The organism is Pseudomonas sp. AU12215, assembly GCF_001675465.2.
Classification (GTDB): Bacteria; Pseudomonadota; Gammaproteobacteria; order Pseudomonadales; family Pseudomonadaceae; genus Pseudomonas; species Pseudomonas nitroreducens.
Map to the genome: position 1 here is coordinate 23,334 of NZ_MACM02000007.1, position 19,526 is coordinate 42,859.

The following is a 19,526-nucleotide window of genomic DNA, read 5'->3' on the forward strand; positions in this document are numbered from 1 at the left end:
GAATGGCCATGGACTACGACTACGTCATCGTCGGCGCGGGCTCGGCCGGCTGTGTGCTGGCCAACCGTCTGGGCGCCGATCCGGCCGTGCGCATCCTCATGCTGGAGGCGGGCCCGGCGGACAAGAGCTGGACCATCGACATGCCCTCGGCGGTGGGCATCGTGGTCGGTGGTACCCGTTACAACTGGAGCTACAGCAGCGAGCCGGAGCCGTACCTGGATGGCCGGCGGATCGCCACGCCGCGCGGGCGTACGCTGGGCGGCTCGTCCTCGATCAATGGCATGGTCTACATCCGTGGCCACGCCCGCGATTACGACGGCTGGGCCGCGCAAGGCTGCGCGGGGTGGGACTACCAGCATGTGCTGCCGTATTTCATTCGTTCGGAGAACCACGCCAATGGCGCCGACGATTACCACGGCGCGGCGGGGCACCTGCATGTCACTCCGGGTGATATCGACACGCCGCTGTGCGCGGCTTTCGTCGCGGCGGGCGAGGAGGCCGGCTACGGGCGCAGCAGCGATCTCAACGGTCATCGCCAGGAGGGCTTCGGCCCGGTGGACCGCACCACGCGTCAGGGGCGGCGCTGGAGCACATCACGCGGGTACCTGAGCGAGGCGCTGGGGCGCGGCAATGTCACTGTCGCCACCGGGGCGCTGGCGCTGCGTGTTCTCTTCGAGGGTGAGCGTGCCGTGGGCGTGGAGTACGAACAGAACGGCCAGGCACTGACCGCCCGCGCAAGCCGCGAAGTGCTGCTGACTGCGGGGGCGATCAATTCGCCGCATCTGCTGTTGCTCTCGGGCATCGGCCCGGCGGATGAGCTGCGCCAATTGGGCATCGCAGTGAAGCATGATCTACCCGGCGTCGGCCGCCGGCTCAACGACCATCCGGACAGCGTCGTGCAGTTCCGCTGCAAGGCGCCGGTGTCGATCTATCCCTGGACCCGCATGCCGGGCAAGTGGTGGATCGGCGCCCGCTGGTTCGCCAGCCATGACGGGCTGGCAGCGAGCAACCATTTCGAGGCCGGCGCCTTCATCCGCTCCCGCGCTGGAGTCGAGCACCCGGATCTGCAACTGACCTTCATGCCGCTGGCGGTGCAGCCGGGCAGCGTGGCGCCGGTGCCGGAGCATGCCTTCCAGGTGCACATCGACCTGATGCGCCCCACGAGTCTAGGCAGCGTGACCCTGCGCAGCGCCGAGGCACGGCAGGCGCCGCGCATTCTCTTCAATTACCTGCAGACCGAACGGGACCGCGCTGACATGCGAGCCGGCGCGAGGCTGGTGCGCGAATTGATGCGCCAGCCGTCGATGCGCGGCCTGGCCGGCGAAGAGCTGACGCCCGGCCCGCTGGCATACAGCGACGCCGAGCTGGACGCCTGGGCGCGCCGGGTGACCGAGACCGGCTACCACGCCAGCGGCACCTGCAAGATGGGCCTGGTCAATGACCCCGAAGCGGTAGTCGATCCACAGTTGCGCGTGCAGGGGCTGCAGGGGCTACGCGTGGTGGACGCGTCGATCATGCCGAACATCGTCAGCGGCAACACCAATGCGCCGACGGTGATGATCGCCGAGAAGGCCAGCGATATGATCCGGGGGTTGCCGCCGCTGCCGGCGGCCAATGTCCCGGTGTGGCTGCATCCGCAGTGGCAGCACCAACAGCGCTAAGGAGCGTCGATGGCCAGTGTTGCACCGCCTTCCCGGTTCCGCCGCGAACCTTTGCGCGTGGGCCTGCTGTTGTTGCCGTCGTTCCCTGGCCTGGGGCTGGCGGCGGTGGTCGAGCCGCTGGCGATCGCCAACTGGCTGGGCGGCGAGGCGCTGTTCGAGTGGCAGCTGCTGTCGCTGGACGGCGAGCCGGTCACCGCCAGCAATGGCCTGACCAGCGTGGTGCACGAGGCCATCGACCCGGAGCGGGGCTGGGATGCCTGCTTCGTCATCGCCAGCTTCGACGTGCACAAGCATGCGCGCAATCGACTGCTGAAGAGCTGGCTGCGCCGGCAGGCGGCGTTCGGCGCCACGCTGGCGGGCATCGAGACCGGCACCGAACTGCTGGCCGCCGCCGGGGTGCTCGACGGGTTTCCCGCAGCGGTGCACTGGGACAACCTGCAGGGCTTCCGGGAGAGTTACCCGAAGGTCCAGGCCCGCGCGCAGCTCTACACCCTCGACCGCCAGCGCCTGACCTGCGCCGGGGCCAGCGCCATCCTCGACCTGATGCTGGGCTGGATCGCCCAGCGGGTGGACACAGACCTGTCGCGGGAGATCGCCATGCACCTGCTGCTGGGCGAAACCCGCGAGCCCGGCGCGCACCAGTTGCAGGGCCGGCAGAGCGACGCTCACGCCCACGGTGGCAAGGTGCGCCGCGCCATCGCGCTGATGGAGCAGGCGCTGGAGGAACCACTGGAGTGCGATGCCATCGCCGAGCGCGTCGGGCTTTCCAGGCGCCAACTGGAGCGGCAGTTCAAGCAGCACACCGGGTTGTCGCCGCTCAAGTACTACATCGTCCTGAGGCTGGGCCGCGCCCACAGCCTGCTGCAGCAGACGCGCCTGAGCGTGGCACAGGTCGCGGCGAGTTCCGGCTTCGGTTCGCTGGAGCATTTCTCCCGCGCGTATCGAGCGCATTTCGGTTGCCCGCCCAGTGCGGACCGCACCCAGACCTACACGGCACCGGTGATGCGCCAGCCTTTGGGGCGCGATAGCTGACGGCGTAAAGGCTTTGCGTAGGAGCGAGGGGGATACCTGGTTCTTGCTCGGGAATCACTTGCCGGAAACTTGGTGCTTCCGGGCGGGCTCTCGTAGGGCGAATAACCCGGAACGGGTCATCCGCCACTCACGGCGGATAACGCCCGTGGCGTTATGCGCCCTACGCAGACCTGCAACTACGGGCTTCAATCGGCGAACGCCGGTTCGCTCTCCAGCAACATCTCCCGCAGCGCCGCGAAATGCCGCTCGGCGAAGCCCGGATACTCCAGCCACTGGTGCATGGTCTTGCGCGCGACCTCGTCGCTGGCGATGCGCAGCGGGCGGCCGGTGGCCAGGGCGGTGAGGTAAACCTCGCAGGCGCGCTCGAAGTAATAGAGGTCGTCGAAGGCCTGGGCCACGCTGGGCGCCGCGACCAGCACGCCGTGGTTCCCCATCAGCAGGATCGGCTTGTCGCCCAGCAGGCGGCTGACGCGCTCGGCCTCATCGCCCAGGCCCATGCCGTCGAAGCCCTCGTCGATGGCCACGCGCTCGAAGAAGCGCATGCTGTTCTGCTCGATGGGCGGCAGCCGTGAGTCGGCCAGGCAGGCGAGGGCGGTGGCGTACTTCGAGTGCACATGCAGGGTGCAGCGTGCCTGCGGGTTGTTGCGGTGCAGTGCGCCATGCAGCGCCCAGGCGGTGATATCCGGTGCGTCCGGGCGGTTGATTGCCTCGGGGTCGTCCGCGGGCAGGCGCAGCAGGTCGCTGGCGCGCATCTGCGAGAAGTGCCGGCCGTAGGGGTTGATCAGGAAGTCCCGGCCATCGGCGGACAACGCCAGGCTGAAGTGATTGGCGATGGCCTCGTGCAGGTTCAGGCGTGCGGCCCAGCGGAAGGCGCAGGCGAGGTCGATACGGCCCTGGCGTTCCAGGCCGGTGTCGAGGGTGCGGCTGGCAAGCGTTGGCATGGCGGCTCCGGGAGCGATGCCCGTGCCGGGCTGGCCGGGCCTGGCTTCCGAGTCTAGGGGCGTGGCGCCGCTGGACTTGATGCGGAACGACCGGGCGTGCCGCTCGGCCGGTCGTCGAATGCGTCGCTGTCCTAGACGAACTGCGCCGCCGCGTAGCCCGAAGCCCAGGCCCACTGGAAGTTGAAGCCGCCCAGGTGGCCGGTGACGTCCAGCACTTCGCCGACGAAGTACAGGCCGGGGGATTTCAGCGACTCCAGGGTCTTGGACGACACCTCGCGGGTGTCCACGCCGCCCAGGGTGACTTCCGCCGTGCGGTAGCCCTCGGTGCCGGCGGGCACCAGTTGCCAGTCGCCCAGGCGTTCGGCGATGGCCTTGAGCTCGCCTGGCGTGTACTGCTTCATGGGTTTGGAGACGAACCACTGTTCGGCCAGCAGGCCGGCCATCTTCTTGGTGAACAGCTCGCCCAGCAACGTCTTCAGCTCGCTGTTGGGGCGCTCTCGCTGCTGCTCGGCGAGCCAGGCTGGCAGGTCGATATGCGGCAGGAGGTCGATGCTGAGGGTGTCGCCAGGCTGCCAGTAGGAGGATATCTGCAGGATCGCCGGACCGCTGAGGCCTCGGTGGGTGAACAGGATGTTCTCGACGAAGCTCTGGCCGTTGCAGCTGACCCGGCAGTCCTCCACCGAGGTGCCGGACAGCTCGGTGCACAGGGCCTTGAGTTGCGGATCGGTAAGGGTGAAAGGCACCAGGCCGGCTCGGGTCGGCAGCACGCTGTGGCCGAACTGGCGGGCGATCTGGTAGCCGAAACCGGTGGCGCCCAGGGTCGGGATGGACAGGCCGCCGGTGGCGATCACCAGGGATTCACAACGCGCCGGGCCGAGGCTGGTCTGCAACTGGTAGCCGCCTTCGTCGAGGCGGGCGATCTCGCTCACCGAGGTGTCCAGGCGCAGGTCGACGCCGGCCTGGTCGCACTCGTCCAGCAGCAGGCCGAGGATGTCGCTGGACTTGTTATCGCAGAACAGCTGGCCGAGCTTCTTCTCGTGGTAGGGCACGCCGTGCTTGGCCACCAGAGCGATGAAGTCCCACTGGGTGAAGCGCGCCAGCGCGGACTTGCAGAAATGTGGATTGTGCGAGAGGAAGTTGACCGGCTCGCAGTACAGGTTGGTGAAGTTGCAGCGCCCGCCACCGGACATGAGGATCTTCTTGCCGGCCTTGTTGGCGTGGTCGATCAGCAGAACCTGGCGACCGCGCGCGGCGGCGCTCATGGCGCACATCAGTCCCGCGGCGCCGGCGCCGATGATGATGACCTGGGAGGTGAGCACGGTGGTTTCCTTGTAGTACGGGTTGGCTGACGCTGGAGGCGGCGCATCTTACCCGAAGCACGGGCCTGCGCTCGACCATGCGTCGAGTACGCATCTGCCATGAGGGCAAGCGTCCAGACCGGCGCCGGGTACATCGGGATATCCCCGCGGCGCTTTTGTCCGGATAATGCCGGCCAGTTCGCTTTCTACTGGTAATGCCCGCATGGAAATCAAGGTCAATTTTCTCGACAACCTCCGACTCGAAGCCAAGTTCGACGACTTCACGGTGATTGCCGACCAGCCCATCCGCTACAAGGGCGATGGCTCGGCTCCCGGTCCGTTCGACTACTTCCTGGCTTCCTCGGCGCTGTGCGCGGCTTACTTCGTCAAGCTCTATTGCCAGACCCGCGACATCCCCACGGACAATATCCGCCTGTCGCAGAACAACATCGTCGACCCGGAAAACCGCTACAAGCAGATCTTCAAGATCCAGGTGGAGCTGCCGGCGGATATCTCCGAGAAGGACCGCCAGGGCATCCTGCGCTCCATCGACCGCTGTACGGTGAAGAAGGTGGTGCAGACCGGCCCGGACTTCGTCATCGAGGAGGTGGAAAACCTCGACGCCGACGCCCAGGCGCTGCTGATGCCGAGTGCGAGCGCGGATACCACCACCTACATTCCGGGCAAGGACCTGCCGCTGGAGCAGACCATCGCCAACATGTCGGAAATCCTCGCCGGCCTGGGGATGAAGATCGAGATCGCCTCCTGGCGCAACATCGTGCCCAACGTCTGGTCGCTGCACATCCGCGACGCGCAATCGCCGATGTGCTTCACCAACGGCAAGGGCGCCACCAAGGAAAGCGCGCTGGCTTCGGCGCTGGGCGAGTTCATCGAGCGGCTGAACTGCAACTTCTTCTACAACGACCAGTTCTGGGGCGAGGAGATCGCCAACGCGCCCTTCGTGCATTACCCCGACGAGCGCTGGTTCAAGCCCGGCCCCAAGGACGCGCTGCCGGAGGAAATCCTCGACGAGCACTGCCTGGAGGTCTACAACCCGGACGGCGAACTGCGCGGCTCGCACCTGTACGACACCAACTCGGGCAACACCGAGCGCGGCATCTGCTCGCTGCCGTTCGTGCGCCAGTCCGACGGCGAGACGGTGTACTTCCCGTCGAACCTGATCGAGAACCTCTACCTCTCCAACGGCATGAGCGCCGGCAACACCCTGGCCGAGGCGCAGGTGCAGTGCCTGTCGGAAATCTTCGAGCGCGCGGTGAAGCGTGAAATCCTCGAAGGCGAGCTGGCGCTGCCGGACGTGCCGCAGGAGATGCTGGCCAAGTACCCGGGCATCGTCGCCGGCATCAAGGGCCTGGAGGAACAGGGCTTCCCGGTGCTGGTCAAGGACGCGTCCCTGGGCGGCGAGTTCCCGGTGATGTGCGTGACCCTGATGAACCCGCGCACCGGTGGCGTGTTCGCCTCCTTCGGCGCGCACCCCAGCCTGGAAGTGGCGCTGGAGCGCAGCCTCACCGAGCTGCTCCAGGGCCGCAGCTTCGAGGGCCTCAACGACCTGCCGCGGCCAACCTTCGAAAGCCAGGCGGTGACCGAGCCGAACAACTTCGTCGAGCACTTCATCGACTCCAGCGGCGTGGTGTCGTGGCGCTTCTTCAGCGCCAAGGCCGATTTCGAGTTCGTCGAGTGGGACTTCTCCGGCCACGGCGAGGACTCCAACGCGCAGGAAGCCCGGACCCTTTTCGGTATCCTCGAAGAGCAGGGCAAGGAGGTCTACATGGCCGTGTACGAGCACCTGGGCGCCACCGCCTGCCGCATCCTGGTGCCCGGCTACTCGGAAATCTACCCGGTGGAAGACCTGATCTGGGACAACACCAACAAGGCCCTGGCGTTCCGCGCGGACATCCTCAACCTGCACAGTCTGAACATCGTCCGCCTCAAATCGCTGCTCAAGCGCCTGGAAGCCTGCGAGGTGGACGACTACACCGACATCACCACGCTGATCGGCATCGAGTTCGACGACAACACGGTCTGGGGCCAGCTGACCATCCTGGAGCTCAAGCTGCTGATCAATCTCGCGGTGAAGCGTTTCGAGAACGCCAAGGAGTTGGTGGAGATGTTCCTCCAGTACAACGACAACACCGTCGAACGCGGGCTGTTCTACCAGGCGCTCAATGCGGCGCTGGAAGTGCAGCTGGACGAGGAACTGCAGATGGCCGACTTCGAGCCCAACTTCCGCCGCATGTTCGGCAACGAGCGCATGGACGCGGTGCTGGGTTCGCTGGACGGCAGCGTACGTTTCTACGGCCTGACACCGACCAGCATGAAGCTGGAAGGGCTGGACAAGCACCTGCGCCTGATCGAGAGCTACAAGAAGCTGCACCAGGCGCGGGCCAGGGCAGTGGCGCGCTGATCGGGCCTCTGAGCAGAAAGGCACCTTCGGGTGCCTTTTTCGTCTGCAGGGTTCCTGCGTGGCGAACCCGGCATACCGCCCGACCGGTCGTCCGGTGAGGCACAAAAGTCCGCCTAGACTTGTCGATTCCGCCGTCGCCCAGGCGACCAAGCTGCATGCCGGTCACGCCGACCGCGTGAGAATCAGGAGAGTCACCATGTCCAGCCTGCAACGCGTCACCCCCTGCCTGTGGTTCGACGGCAAGGCCGAGGAAGCGGCCAAGTTCTACACCGGGATATTCCCCAACTCGCGGATCGTCCAGACCGCCTATTACCCCGAAGCCGAGAAGGACCGCCACGGCGGCGTGCCCGGCTCGGTGCTGACGGTGGAGTTCGAACTCGACGGCCAGACCTTCATCGCCCTCAACGGCGGGCCGGCGTTCAACTTCACCGAGGCGCTGTCGCTGCAGGTGATGTGCGACAGCCAGAAGGAGATCGACCACTTCTGGGACAAGCTCGGCGCCGGCGGTCCGGTGGAAGCACAGATCTGCGGCTGGCTGAAGGATCGCTACGGGGTGTCCTGGCAGATCTGCCCGCGCCACGTCGGCGACATGGTCGCCGACCCGGACAAGGCCAGGGCCAGCCGCACGCTGCAGGCGGTGATGGGCATGAAGAAGCTGGACATGGCCGCCATCGAGCGTGCCCACGCGGGTAATTGAGGCCTGCACGGAAGAAGAGGGCGCGCGACATGTTCAGCCATATCACCGTCGGCACCAACGACCTGCCGCGGGCCATCGCTTTCTACAGCAAGCTGCTCGAGCCGCTGGGGATCGTCCTCAAGGCGCACCGCCATGCGCCGGAGCGGGCGATCTTCGCCCATCCGGAGAGCGACGTGGTGTTCTGCGTCTACGAGCCCATCGACGGCCAGGCGGCGAGTGCCGGCAATGGCAGCCTGGTGGCCTTCGAGGCGCGTACGCGGCATCAGGTGGACAGTTTCCATGCTCGTGCCATGCAGTTGGGCGGCGTCGATGAAGGGCCGCCGGGCCTGCGTCTGCATTATTCGCCGACCTATTACGGTGCCTATGTGCGCGACCTGGATGGCAACAAGCTGTGTTGCGTCTGTCATCTGCCGGAGTGAGCGGCGAGCGAGGGCGCTAGAATGCGCACTTGCCATCCTGTCGACGAGAATGCCCATGACTGCTGCCAGCACTTTCGCTCCGCTGCTTTCCGTGGCCCTGTTATGGGCCGTGGCGGTGGTCACGCCGGGGCCGAACTTCTTCACCACGGCGCGCATCGCCGCTGTGCATTCGCGTCGCCATGGACTCATCGCCGCCCTGGGAGTTGCCTGCGGCACGGTGATCTGGGGGCTTGCCGGCGGCCTGGGAATCAAGTCGCTGTTCAGCGCCGCGCCCGCGCTGTACATGGGCTTCAAGCTGGCCGGCGGCGCCTACCTGATCTATCTCGGCATCAAGCTGCTCAAGCGCAGGACGCCGGCCGATGGTGGAGAGAGCCTCGCTGAAGTCAGCCGTGAACGCAGTGCCTTCTCGGCGTTCCGTCTCGGCCTGCTGGGCAACCTGACCAATCCGAAGACCGCGCTGTTCGTGGCGACCCTGTTCGCCACCACCATGCCGGCTGCGCCCTCGGCTGCATTGCTGGGCATGGCTATCGCGCTGATGGTGACGCTGTCGTTCAGCTGGTACTGCTGCGTGGTGCTGGTCTTTGCCAGCGAGCGCATGGCGGGCGTCTACCGCCGCTTCCGCCGGGCGCTGGATCGCTTTGCCGGCTGCTGCTACCTGCTGTTCGGCGCGCGGATGGTAGCGACCCACTGACGGTCGCATCTGGCAGATATTTCGAACCTCAGTGCGTAGCGGCCCGTCCAACTCCCTGAGCGCCACAGTCAACCGGCACGCACCGTTCGCCCGACTGCGGCACCGCCAAGCGGCGAGGGTGCGCTCGCCGGACAGGGAGAATCTGCGATGGTCACTCACTACAAGGTCAAAGGCCACCTGGCTTGCGGGCACGCGGGCAAGCACCTGGAATCCACCACCGAGCTGAACCGGGTGAAATGCCGGAGCTGCCGTAACACCGACGTTTACAAGGAGGCCCGCCGCGATGCACGCAACGCCGCGCGCCGTGCCCAGCGCAAGGCCCGCGCAGAAGCCGTGCACAACGACTGGCGCAGCTTCTGGGAGAAACGCCTGGCCGCGATGCCTGGCACCCAGCGCCTGCCGCGTGGGTTCCAGGACCAGGCATTCGTGGGCGCTGCTGCCGGCGCTCCTGTAGCGGCTGCCGCTTGAGCCGGGCCTGAGGGGAGGGTTGGCCGGATGCATGTCCGAGCATTGCGCTCGGGCAAGTCGTGCTAGCATCTGCTCCGGCCCCGAATCCTCCTGCGGCGCTGGCAACCCGCCAGCGCCGCCATCCCTCACAGAAGGACCCAAGCAATGGCTCAAGTCACCCTCAAGGGCAACCCGGTATCCGTCGACGGCAAGCTGCCGCAGAAAGGCGAGCAGGCTCCGGCGCTGTCGCTGGTCGCCGGCAACCTGTCTGACGTCACCCTGGAAACCTACGCTGGCAAGCGCAAGGTGCTGAACATCTTCCCCAGCGTCGACACCCCGACCTGCGCCACCTCCGTGCGCAAGTTCAACGCCGAGGCGAGCAAGCTGGCCAACACCGTGGTGCTGTGCATCTCCGCTGACCTGCCGTTCGCCCAGGCGCGCTTCTGCGGCGCCGAAGGTCTGGAGAACGTGGTGAACCTGTCCACCCTGCGTGGCCGCGAGTTCCTCGCCAACTACGGCGTAGCCATCGCCGACGGCCCGCTGGCCGGCCTGGCGGCCCGCGCCGTGGTGGTGCTGGACGAGCAGAACAAGGTGCTGCACAGCGAGCTGGTCGGCGAAATCGCCGACGAGCCGAACTACGCCGCCGCCATCGCCGCCCTGGCCTGATGACGCTGCTGCTTTCGTGAGAAAGCCGGGCCGGCCCATCCAGGGTCGGCCCACTGGCGGGGAACCCTGCCGGTCAATCCGGGTCGCAATGCCCCGGAATTTCGTAACTCCCGGTAAATCAAAGGTAAATAGCGGGTAAAGAGACTTTGCCTGCGGCCTGGCTGTGCTTATCGTTCAGCCTCGCTATTCTCACTTTTTTGCGTGAAGCCCTCTTTTCAACAAGACAGAGTCCCATGACTGCAAGCAACGGATCGCCCTCCAAACTCCGCAAACTGCGCCCCTGGCTTATCACGGCACTGCTGTTCGCCGCCGTGGTGGGGCTGATCATGTGGCTGCACTCGACCTCCACTGGTGCACCGGCGGCCCAGGGCGGGCGTGGCGGGCGACCGGGGCCGGGGCAGATGGCCGCGGGGCAGGGCGGTACGGCGGTGACCGTCAGCGTCGCGCCGGTGACCAGGGGCGACTTGCCGGTTCACTACCATGCGCTGGGTACGGTGACGGCCTACAACACCGTGAACGTCCGCGCGCGGGTCAGCGGCCAGCTGGTCAAGGTGCCATTCCAGGAAGGCCAGGAAGTGAAGGCCGGCGACGTTCTCGCGGTGATCGACCCGCGTCCGTTCCAGGCCGCGCTGGACCAGGCCCAGGGCACCTTGCTGCAGAACCAGGCACAACTGAAGAACGCGCAGATCGACCTCGCCCGCTACAAGGGCCTGTACGCCGAGGACTCCATCGCCAAGCAGACCCTGGACACCCAGGAAGCCCAGGTGCGCCAGTACGAAGGCACCCTGAAGACCAACCAGGGCCAGGTCGCCGACGCCAAGCTCAACCTCGAATTTACCCAGGTGCGCGCGCCCATCGCAGGCCGCGTCGGCCTGCGCCAGGTGGACGTGGGTAACCTGGTCACCTCCGGCGACACCACGCCGCTGGTGGTGATCACTCAGGTCAAGCCGATCTCCGTGGTGTTCAGCCTGCCGCAGCAGCAACTGGGTACCATCGCCCGCGAGCTGTACAGCAACAAGCCGGTGCCGGTCGAGGCGCTGGACCGCAACCAGAACCAGACCCTGGCCACCGGCGTGCTGAAGACTCTGGACAACCAGATCGACACCACCACCGGTACGGTCAAGCTCAAGGCCGGTTTCGAGAACGCCGACCACAAACTGTTCCCCAACCAGTTCGTCAACGTGCGCCTGCTCGCCGAGACGCTACCGGGCGTGCTGACCATCCCGGCCAACGCCGTGCAGCGCGGTAACGACGGCACCTACGTCTACCTGGTCGGCGAGGAGAGCAAGGCCAAGCGCCAACTGGTCACCCTGGGCACCAGCGAGAGCGAGCGCGTGGTGGTGGCCGAGGGCCTGAAGGAAGGCGACCGCGTGGTCGTCGAAGGCACCGACCGTCTGCGCGAAGGCACCCGCATGAACATCGTCGCCTCCGATGAAAAGGCCCGCGCGGCCGCGACGGAGGAGGGCGACAAGTCCACCGCCAAGCCGTTCGGCTCGGACACTCCGGTCCAGGACAGCGGTAAGAGCGAATGAACCCGTCCCGCCTGTTCATCCTGCGGCCGGTCGCCACCACGCTATTGATGGTGGCGATCCTGCTGTCGGGGATCATCGCCTACCGCTTCCTGCCGATCTCGGCCCTGCCGGAGGTGGACTACCCGACCATCCAGGTGGTGACCCTGTATCCCGGCGCCAGCCCGGACATCATGACCTCCTCGGTGACCGCGCCGCTGGAGAACCAGCTGGGGCAGATTCCCGGCCTGAACGAGATGTCTTCCACCAGTTCCGGTGGCGCTTCGGTGATCACCCTGCAGTTCAGCCTGCAGATCAACCTGGATGTCGCCGAACAGGAAGTCCAGGCGGCGATCAACACCGCGCAGAGCCTGCTGCCCAAGGACCTGCCGAACCAGCCGGTGTACAGCAAGGTGAATCCGGCGGACGCACCGATCCTGACGCTGGCGGTGATGTCCCCGGACATGCCGCTGCCGCAGATCCAGGACCTGGTGGACACGCGCCTCGCGCAGAAGATTTCGCAGATTTCCGGCGTCGGCCTGGTCAGCATCAGCGGCGGCCAGCGCCCCGCGGTGCGCATCCGCGCCAACCCCGGCGCCCTGGCGGTGGCCGGCCTGAGCCTGCAGGACCTGCAGACCACCGTCACCAACAACAACCTCAACGGTCCCAAGGGCAGCTTCGATGGCCCGACCCGTTCCTCGACCCTGGACGCCAACGACCAGCTCAAATCCGCCGACGCCTACCGCGACCTGATCATCGCCTACAAGAACGGCTCGCCTTTGCGCGTGCGTGACGTGGCAAGCGTGGAGGACGACGCCGAGAACGTGCGCCTGGCCGCCTGGGCCAATACCTCGCCGGCCGTGGTGCTGAACATCCAGCGCCAGCCGGGCGCCAACGTCATCGAGGTGGTGGACAGCATCAAGAAGATGCTCCCGCAACTGCAGGCGACCCTGCCGGGCAGCCTGGAAGTAACGGTGCTCACCGACCGCACCACGACCATCCGCGCCTCGGTGGCGGACGTGCAGTTCGAGCTGTTCCTCGCCGTCTGCCTGGTGGTGATGGTCACCTTCCTGTTCCTGCGCAATATCTCCGCGACGCTGATCCCCAGCTTCGCCGTGCCCCTGTCGCTGATCGGCACCTTCGGCGTGATGTACCTGGCCGGCTTCTCGATCAACAACCTGACGCTGATGGCGCTGACCATCGCCACCGGCTTCGTGGTGGACGACGCCATCGTCATGGTGGAGAACATTGCGCGCTACCTGGAGCAGGGCGATCCGCCGCTGGAGGCCGCGCTCAAGGGCTCGAAGCAGATCGGCTTCACCATCATCTCGCTGACCTTCTCGCTGATCGCCGTGCTGATCCCGCTGCTGTTCATGGGCGACGTGGCTGGCCGGCTGTTCCGCGAGTTCGCCATCACGCTCGCCGTGGCGATCCTGATCTCCGGTTTCGTCTCCCTGACCCTGACGCCGATGCTCAGCGCCAAGTTGCTGCGCCATGTCGAGCCGGAGCAGGAAGGGCGCTTCGCCCGCGCTGCCGGGCGCTTCATCGACAAGATGATCGAGCGCTATGCCGCCGCCCTGCGCGTGGTGCTGCGGCACCAGCCGCTAACGTTGCTGGTGGCCATCGCTACGGTCGTGCTCACCGCGCTGCTGTACATCTTCATGCCCAAGGGCTTCTTCCCGGTGCAGGACACCGGGGTGATCCAGGGCATCGCCGAGGCGCCACAGTCGATTTCCTTCCAGGCCATGGCGAGCCGCCAGCAGGACCTGGCAAAGATCGTGCTGCAGGACCCGGCGGTGGAAAGCCTGTCCTCGTTCATCGGCGTCGACGGCACCAACGCCACGCTCAATACCGGGCGCCTGCTGATCAACCTCAAGCCCCACGCCGACCGCGACGTCACCGCCACCGAGGTGATCCACCGCCTGCAGCCGGAACTGGACCAGATCGCCGGCATCAAGCTGTACATGCAGCCGGTGCAGGACCTGACCATCGAGGACCGGATCGCCCGCACGCAGTACCAGTTCACCCTGCAGGATGCCGACCCCGACGTGCTTGCCGACTGGGTGCCGCGCCTGGTGGACCGCCTGCAGCAATTGCCGGAGCTGGCCGACGTGGCCACCGACTGGCAGGACAAGGGGTTGCAGGCCTACATCAACATCGACCGCGACACCGCCTCCCGCCTGGGCGTGAGCCTGTCGAACATCGACAGCGTGCTGTACAACGCCTTTGGCCAGCGGCTGATCTCCACCATCTTCACCCAGGCCACGCAGTACCGCGTGGTGCTGGAAGTGGCGCCGGAATTCCAGATCGGCCCGCAGTCGCTGGAGAACCTCTACGTGCCGTCCAGCGACGGTACCCAGGTGCGCCTGTCGAGCCTGGCCAAGGTGGAGGAGCGCCACACCCTGCTGGCGGTCAATCACATCGCCCAGTTCCCGGCGGCGACCATCTCCTTCAACCTGGCCAAGGGCGTCGCCCTCGGCGAGGCGGTGCAGGCGATTCGCGACGTCGAGGCGCAGATGGAAATGCCCGTCAGCCTGCAGGGCAGTTTCCGTGGCGCCGCCCAGGCGTTCGAGGCCTCGCTGTCCAACACCCTGCTGCTGGTGCTGGCGTCCATCGTCACCATGTACATCGTGCTGGGCATCCTCTACGAGAGCTTCATCCACCCGGTGACCATCCTTTCCACGCTGCCCTCGGCCGGCGTGGGCGCGCTGCTGGCGCTGATGCTGTCGGGGCAGGACATCGGCATCGTGGCGATCATCGGCATCATCCTGCTGATCGGCATCGTCAAGAAGAACGCGATCATGATGATCGACTTCGCCCTGGACGCCGAGCGTAACGAGGGCAAGCCACCCCATGAGGCGATCTACCAGGCGTGCCTGCTGCGCTTCCGGCCGATCCTGATGACCACCATGGCCGCGCTGCTGGGCGCCTTGCCGCTGATGCTCGCCGGCGGCGCGGGCGCCGAGCTGCGCCAACCGCTGGGCGTCACCATGGTTGGCGGTCTGCTGGTCAGCCAGTTGCTGACGCTGTTCACCACGCCGGTGATCTACCTGTACTTCGATCGCCTTGCCGCACGCTGGGCTGCCTGGCGCGGCCGCCACGGCCTGGACGTGAACAGCATCGACCCGGCGGAGCGCACCTGATGGGCGGCCTCTCGCGCCTGTTCATCCTGCGCCCGGTCGCCACCTGCCTGCTGACCCTGGCGCTGATGCTGGCCGGCGCGCTGTCGTTCAGCCTGCTGCCGGTGGCGCCGCTGCCCAACGTCGACTTCCCGACCATCCTGGTGCAGGCCGCGCTGCCCGGCGCCAGCCCGGAAACCATGGCGTCCACCGTGGCGACGCCACTGGAACGCTCGCTGGGGCGCATCGCCGGGGTCACCGACATGACCTCCAGCAGCTCCCTGGGCAACACCACCATCATCGTGCAGTTCGACCTGTCCAAGGACATCGACGGTGCCGCCCGCGAGGTGCAGTCGGCGATCAACTCGGCGATGGGCCTGCTGCCCACCGGCATGCCGAACAACCCGACGTACCGCAAGGCGAACCCGTCGGACATGCCGATCATGATCCTCACGCTGACCTCGGACACCTACACCCGCGGGGAGATGTACGACCTGGCCTCGACCATCGTCTCGCCCAAGCTGGCGCAGGTGAAAGGCGTGGGGCAGGTGAGCATCGGCGGCTCGTCGCTGCCGGCGGTACGGGTCGACGTCAATCCGGACCAGCTCAGCCACTACGGCATCTCCCTGGACACGGTGCGCACGGCGATCAACAACACCAACGCCGATGGACCCAAGGGCTCGCTGGAGTTCGGTGAGCGCCATTGGCAGGTGGACTCCAACGACCAGCTGCGCAAGGCCAGCGAATACGCCCCGCTGATCGTCCATTACAACGCCGAGACTGGCGCAGCGGTGCGTCTGAAGGACGTCGCCACGGTCACCGACTCGGTGGAAGACGTGCGCAACGCCGGCTTTTCCGACGACCTGCCGGCGGTGCTGCTGATCATCACCCGGCAGCCCGGCGCGAACATCATCGAGGCCACCGATGCCATCCACGAGCAGTTGCCGATCATCCAGGACGTGCTCGGCCCGCAGGTGAAACTGTCGGTGATGGACGACCGCAGCCCGTCGATCCGCTCCTCGCTGGAAGAGGCCGAGCTGACCCTGATCATCTCCGTGGTGCTGGTCATCCTGGTGGTCTACCTGTTCCTGCGCAATGGCCGCGCCACGCTGATCCCCAGCCTCGCGGTACCGGTGTCGCTGGTGGGGACCTTCGCGGTCATGTACCTGTGCGGCTTCTCGCTGAACAACCTGTCGCTGATGGCGCTGATCATTGCCACCGGTTTCGTGGTGGACGACGCCATCGTCGTGGTGGAGAACATCGCCCGGCGCATCGAGGAGGGCGACCCGCCGATCCAGGCCGCTATCCGTGGTGCGCGGGAAGTAAGTTTCACCGTGCTGTCGATGACCCTGTCGCTGGTGGCGGTGTTCATCCCGCTGCTGCTCATGGGCGGCATCACCGGGCGGCTGTTCCGCGAGTTCTCGGTGACCCTGGCGGCGGCCATCCTGGTGTCACTGGTGGTCTCGCTGACGCTCACGCCGATGCTCTGTGCACGCCTGCTCAAGCCGGTCGAGCGCGGGCCGAAGAAGGCCTCGGTGGAGCGTCAGAGCAACCGCTACTTCGTCGCCTTCATGCGGCGCTACCGCGCCAGCCTGAGCTGGGCGCTGGAGCACTCGCGGCTGATGTTGGTGATCATGCTCGGCTGCATCGCGCTGAACCTGTACCTGTTCGTGGTGGTGCCCAAGGGCTTCCTGCCGCAGCAGGATTCCGGGCGCCTGCGCGGTTTCGCGGTGGCCGACCAGAGCATCTCGTTCCAGGCGCTGGACAAGAAGATGGCGCAGTTCCGCAGGATCCTCTCCGAAGACCCGGGCGTGGAGAACGTGGTGGGCTTCGTCGGCGGCGGCAAGTGGCAGTCGAGCAACACCGGCTCCTTCTTCGTCACCCTCAAGGACATCACCGAGCGCGACTCGGCAGAAGCCATCGTCAATCGTCTACGCAAGAAACTGGCAGAAGTGCCTGGCGCCAATCTGTTCCTGGTCGCCGGCCAGGACGTGCGCATCGGCGGCCGTCAGGGCAACGCGCAGTACGACTTCACCCTGCGCAGCGACGACCTCACGCTGCTGCGCGAATGGGCGCCGAAGGTCGAGGCGGCGATGAACAAGGTGCCGCAGATCGTCGACGTGAGCAGCGATGCCCAGGACAAGGGCGTGCAGAGCCGCCTGGTGATCGACCGCGACCGCGCGGCGAGCCTGGGGGTGAACGTTGCCGAAGTCGACGCGGTGCTGAACAACTCCTACGGCCAGCGCCAGGTCTCGACCATCTTCAACCCGTTGAACCAGTACCACGTGGTGATGGAGGTCGCCCAGCCGTACCAGGAAACCCCCGAGGAGCTGCGCCAGGTCTACGTGATCAACAGCGAAGGGCAGCGTATCCCGCTCTCGGCCTTCACCCACATCGAGCCGAGCCGCGCACCGCTGGAGGTCAACCACCAGGGCCAGTTCGCCGCGACCACCTTCTCCTTCAACCTCGCCCAGGGCGCGCAGATCGGCCCGGCCCGCGACGCGATCCTGGCGGCGGTGGAACCCATCCATCTGCCGATGGAAATCCAGGCCACCTTCGAAGGCAACGCCGGCGCGGTGCAGGACACGCAGAACGACATGCCCTGGCTGATCCTGCTGGCGCTGGTGTCGGTTTATATCGTGCTGGGCATCCTCTACGAGAGCTACGTGCATCCGCTGACCATTCTTTCGACGCTGCCCTCGGCGGGCGTCGGTGCGTTGCTCACGCTGATGCTGTTCCGCACCGAACTGTCGCTGATCGCGCTGATCGGGGTGATCCTGCTGATTGGCATCGTGAAGAAGAACGCCATCATGATGATCGACTTCGCCCTGGACGCCGAACGCACACTCGGTCTGTCGCCGCGCGATGCGATCCTCGAAGCGGCGATGAAGCGCTTCCGGCCGATCATGATGACCACCCTGGCCGCCATCCTCGGCGCGCTGCCGCTGATCTTCGGCATCGGCGGCGACGCCGCGCTGCGCCGCCCGCTGGGCATGACCATCGTCGGCGGCCTGATCGGCAGCCAGTTGCTGACCCTCTACACCACCCCCGTCGTCTACCTCTACCTCGACCGCCTGCGCCATTGGGTCAACAAGAAGCGCGGTGTGAAAACCGACGGCGCCCTGGAGACACCCGTATGATCCGTTCCCGTTCCCTGCTCACTCCGCTGGCTCTGGCGCTGGCCGTGGCCCTGGCCGGTTGTGCCATCGGTCCGGACTACCAGCGCCCCGAGCTGACGGTGCCCGCCAGCTTCAAGGAGGGCGAGGGCTGGCAACTGGCGAAGCCGCAGGACGGCTTCAACCATGGCGCCTGGTGGGAACTGTACGGCGATGCCACGCTGAACGACCTACAGACCCGACTGGTTGCCGCCAACCAGACCCTGGCGCAGTCGGTCGCTTCCTACCGCCAGGCCCAGGCGCTGGCCAAGGGCGCGCGTTCCTCGTTCTTCCCGACCATCAGTGCCGACGTCGGCAAGACCCGTTCCGGCCAGGGCACCGGCAGCGGCGGCAGCGTACGCCTGCCCGATGGCTCCACCGTCAGCAGTGGTGGCGGCAGCAGTTCGATCAGCAACAGCTATTCGGCGAGCCTGGGCGTGAGTTGGGAGCTCGATCTGTGGGGCAAGCTGCGCCGCCAGCTGGAAGCCGACACTGCCAGCATGGATGCCAGCGCCGCGGACCTGGCCAACTCGCGTCTTTCCCTGCAATCCCAGCTGACCCAGAACTACCTGCAGCTGCGCGTGATGGACCAGCAGATCAAGCTGCTCAACGACACGGTCACGGCCTACCAGCGCTCGCTCAAGCTCACCGAGAACCAGTACAACGCCGGCATCGTCACCAAGGCCGACGTCGCCCAGGCGCGCACCCAGCTGAAAAGCACCGAGGCCCAGGCCATCGACCTGAAGTACCAGCGTGCACAGCTTGAGCACGCCATCGCGGTGCTGGTCGGCGTACCGCCGGCGCAGTTCTCCCTGGCCGCCGTGGAAGGTGTGCCGAGCCTGCCGTCAGTGCCCGCGCTACTGCCGTCGGAGATATTGCAGCGCCGCCCGGACGTGGCCTCGGCCGAGCGCCAGGTGATCTCCGCCAACGCCAAGATCGGCGTGGCCAAGGCTGCCTGGTTCCCCGACCTGACCCTCACCGCCGCCGGCGGCTACCGCAGCGGCAGCTTCCAGAACTGGATCGAGACGCCTAACCGTTACTGGTCCATCGGCCCGCAGTTCGCCATGACGCTGTTCGACGGCGGGCTGATCGCCTCCCAGGTCGAGCAGGCCGAGGCGAGTTACGATCAGACCGTGGCCAGCTACCGGCAGACCGTGCTGGACAGCTTCCGCGAGGTCGAGGACTACATGGTCCAGCTCAAGGTGCTGGAAGAGGAGAGCGGGGTGCAGCAGGAAGCGCTCGACGCCGCGCGCGAGGCGCTGCGCCTGACCACCAACCAGTACAAGGCTGGGACCATCGACTACAGCGATGTCGTCACCACCCAGACGGCCGCGCTGTCCAACGAGCGCACGCTGCTGACCCTGACTGGCAGCCGGCTGACTGCCAGTGTGCAATTGATCGCCGCACTGGGCGGTGGCTGGGATGCGGCGAAGATCGCCGAGGAAGGGCAGGCGACCCGGGACTGACGCT

At 66.5% G+C, this 19,526-nt stretch carries 14 protein-coding genes; 12 read left to right on the top strand and 2 right to left on the bottom strand.

The genetic code is table 11. From position 1 onward, the window contains the following. Positions 1-2 precede the first annotated feature (2 nt). The gene (locus tag A9513_RS01995; RefSeq protein ID WP_065083846.1) at positions 3-1,661 is read left to right on the top strand and encodes a choline dehydrogenase; all 1,659 of its coding nucleotides are present in this window, start codon (positions 3-5) and stop codon (positions 1,659-1,661) included. Positions 1,662-1,670: 9 nt separating this feature from the next. Further along, complete coding sequence (locus A9513_RS02000; RefSeq protein WP_024762356.1) at positions 1,671-2,693, top strand: GlxA family transcriptional regulator; 1,023 nt, start codon at positions 1,671-1,673, stop codon at positions 2,691-2,693. A 185-nt stretch (positions 2,694-2,878) separates the two neighbouring features. Here A9513_RS02000 and A9513_RS02005 read toward each other — a convergent pair whose 3' ends face one another. Both A9513_RS02005 and A9513_RS02010 read right to left on the bottom strand, forming a co-directional pair. Beyond that, entirely contained in the window at positions 2,879-3,634 is a 756-nt protein-coding gene (locus A9513_RS02005) for a class II aldolase and adducin N-terminal domain-containing protein (RefSeq protein WP_065083847.1), read from the bottom strand. A 131-nt stretch (positions 3,635-3,765) separates the two neighbouring features. After that, positions 3,766-4,953 (bottom strand): NAD(P)/FAD-dependent oxidoreductase, encoded by a 1,188-nt coding sequence (locus A9513_RS02010; RefSeq protein ID WP_024762309.1) that lies wholly within the window; start codon positions 4,951-4,953, stop codon positions 3,766-3,768. Between the two features lie 202 nt (positions 4,954-5,155). On the opposite strand from A9513_RS02010, the gene A9513_RS02015 reads away from it, so the two are divergent. From A9513_RS02015 to A9513_RS02060, 10 genes are all read left to right on the top strand, one after another. Then, on the top strand, positions 5,156-7,354 hold the full coding sequence (locus A9513_RS02015) for an OsmC domain/YcaO domain-containing protein (protein WP_065083848.1): 2,199 nt from the start codon (positions 5,156-5,158) through the stop codon (positions 7,352-7,354). Positions 7,355-7,550: 196 nt separating this feature from the next. Next, on the top strand, positions 7,551-8,051 hold the full coding sequence (locus A9513_RS02020) for a VOC family protein (RefSeq protein WP_065083849.1): 501 nt from the start codon (positions 7,551-7,553) through the stop codon (positions 8,049-8,051). Between the two features lie 29 nt (positions 8,052-8,080). After that, complete coding sequence (locus tag A9513_RS02025; RefSeq protein ID WP_024762307.1) at positions 8,081-8,470, top strand: VOC family protein; 390 nt, start codon at positions 8,081-8,083, stop codon at positions 8,468-8,470. A gap of 55 nt (positions 8,471-8,525) precedes the next feature. Beyond that, positions 8,526-9,161 carry a LysE family transporter gene (locus tag A9513_RS02030; RefSeq protein WP_231387765.1) on the top strand — a complete coding sequence of 212 codons (636 nt, stop codon included), beginning with the start codon at positions 8,526-8,528 and terminating at the stop codon, positions 9,159-9,161. Between the two features lie 147 nt (positions 9,162-9,308). Beyond that, positions 9,309-9,629, top strand: a complete 321-nt coding sequence (locus A9513_RS02035) for a hypothetical protein (RefSeq protein ID WP_054908929.1) — start codon at positions 9,309-9,311, stop codon at positions 9,627-9,629. A 144-nt stretch (positions 9,630-9,773) separates the two neighbouring features. Beyond that, complete coding sequence (gene tpx / locus A9513_RS02040) at positions 9,774-10,274, top strand: thiol peroxidase (RefSeq protein ID WP_024762304.1); 501 nt, start codon at positions 9,774-9,776, stop codon at positions 10,272-10,274. A gap of 233 nt (positions 10,275-10,507) precedes the next feature. Next, a complete protein-coding gene (locus A9513_RS02045) occupies positions 10,508-11,806 on the top strand; it encodes an MdtA/MuxA family multidrug efflux RND transporter periplasmic adaptor subunit (protein ID WP_065083851.1) in 1,299 nt (432 codons plus the stop codon). Beyond that, positions 11,803-14,925, top strand: coding sequence for an MdtB/MuxB family multidrug efflux RND transporter permease subunit (locus A9513_RS02050; RefSeq protein ID WP_065083852.1), 3,123 nt, complete (start codon positions 11,803-11,805; stop codon positions 14,923-14,925). The genes A9513_RS02045 and A9513_RS02050 overlap by 4 nt, the downstream gene beginning before the upstream one ends. Next, positions 14,925-18,041 carry a multidrug efflux RND transporter permease subunit gene (locus tag A9513_RS02055; protein WP_065083853.1) on the top strand — a complete coding sequence of 1,039 codons (3,117 nt, stop codon included), beginning with the start codon at positions 14,925-14,927 and terminating at the stop codon, positions 18,039-18,041. The genes A9513_RS02050 and A9513_RS02055 overlap by 1 nt, the downstream gene beginning before the upstream one ends. Continuing rightward, complete coding sequence (locus A9513_RS02060) at positions 18,038-19,522, top strand: efflux transporter outer membrane subunit (RefSeq protein ID WP_024762300.1); 1,485 nt, start codon at positions 18,038-18,040, stop codon at positions 19,520-19,522. Before A9513_RS02055 ends, A9513_RS02060 begins: the two co-directional genes overlap by 4 nt. The last annotated feature ends 4 nt before the right edge of the window (positions 19,523-19,526 follow it).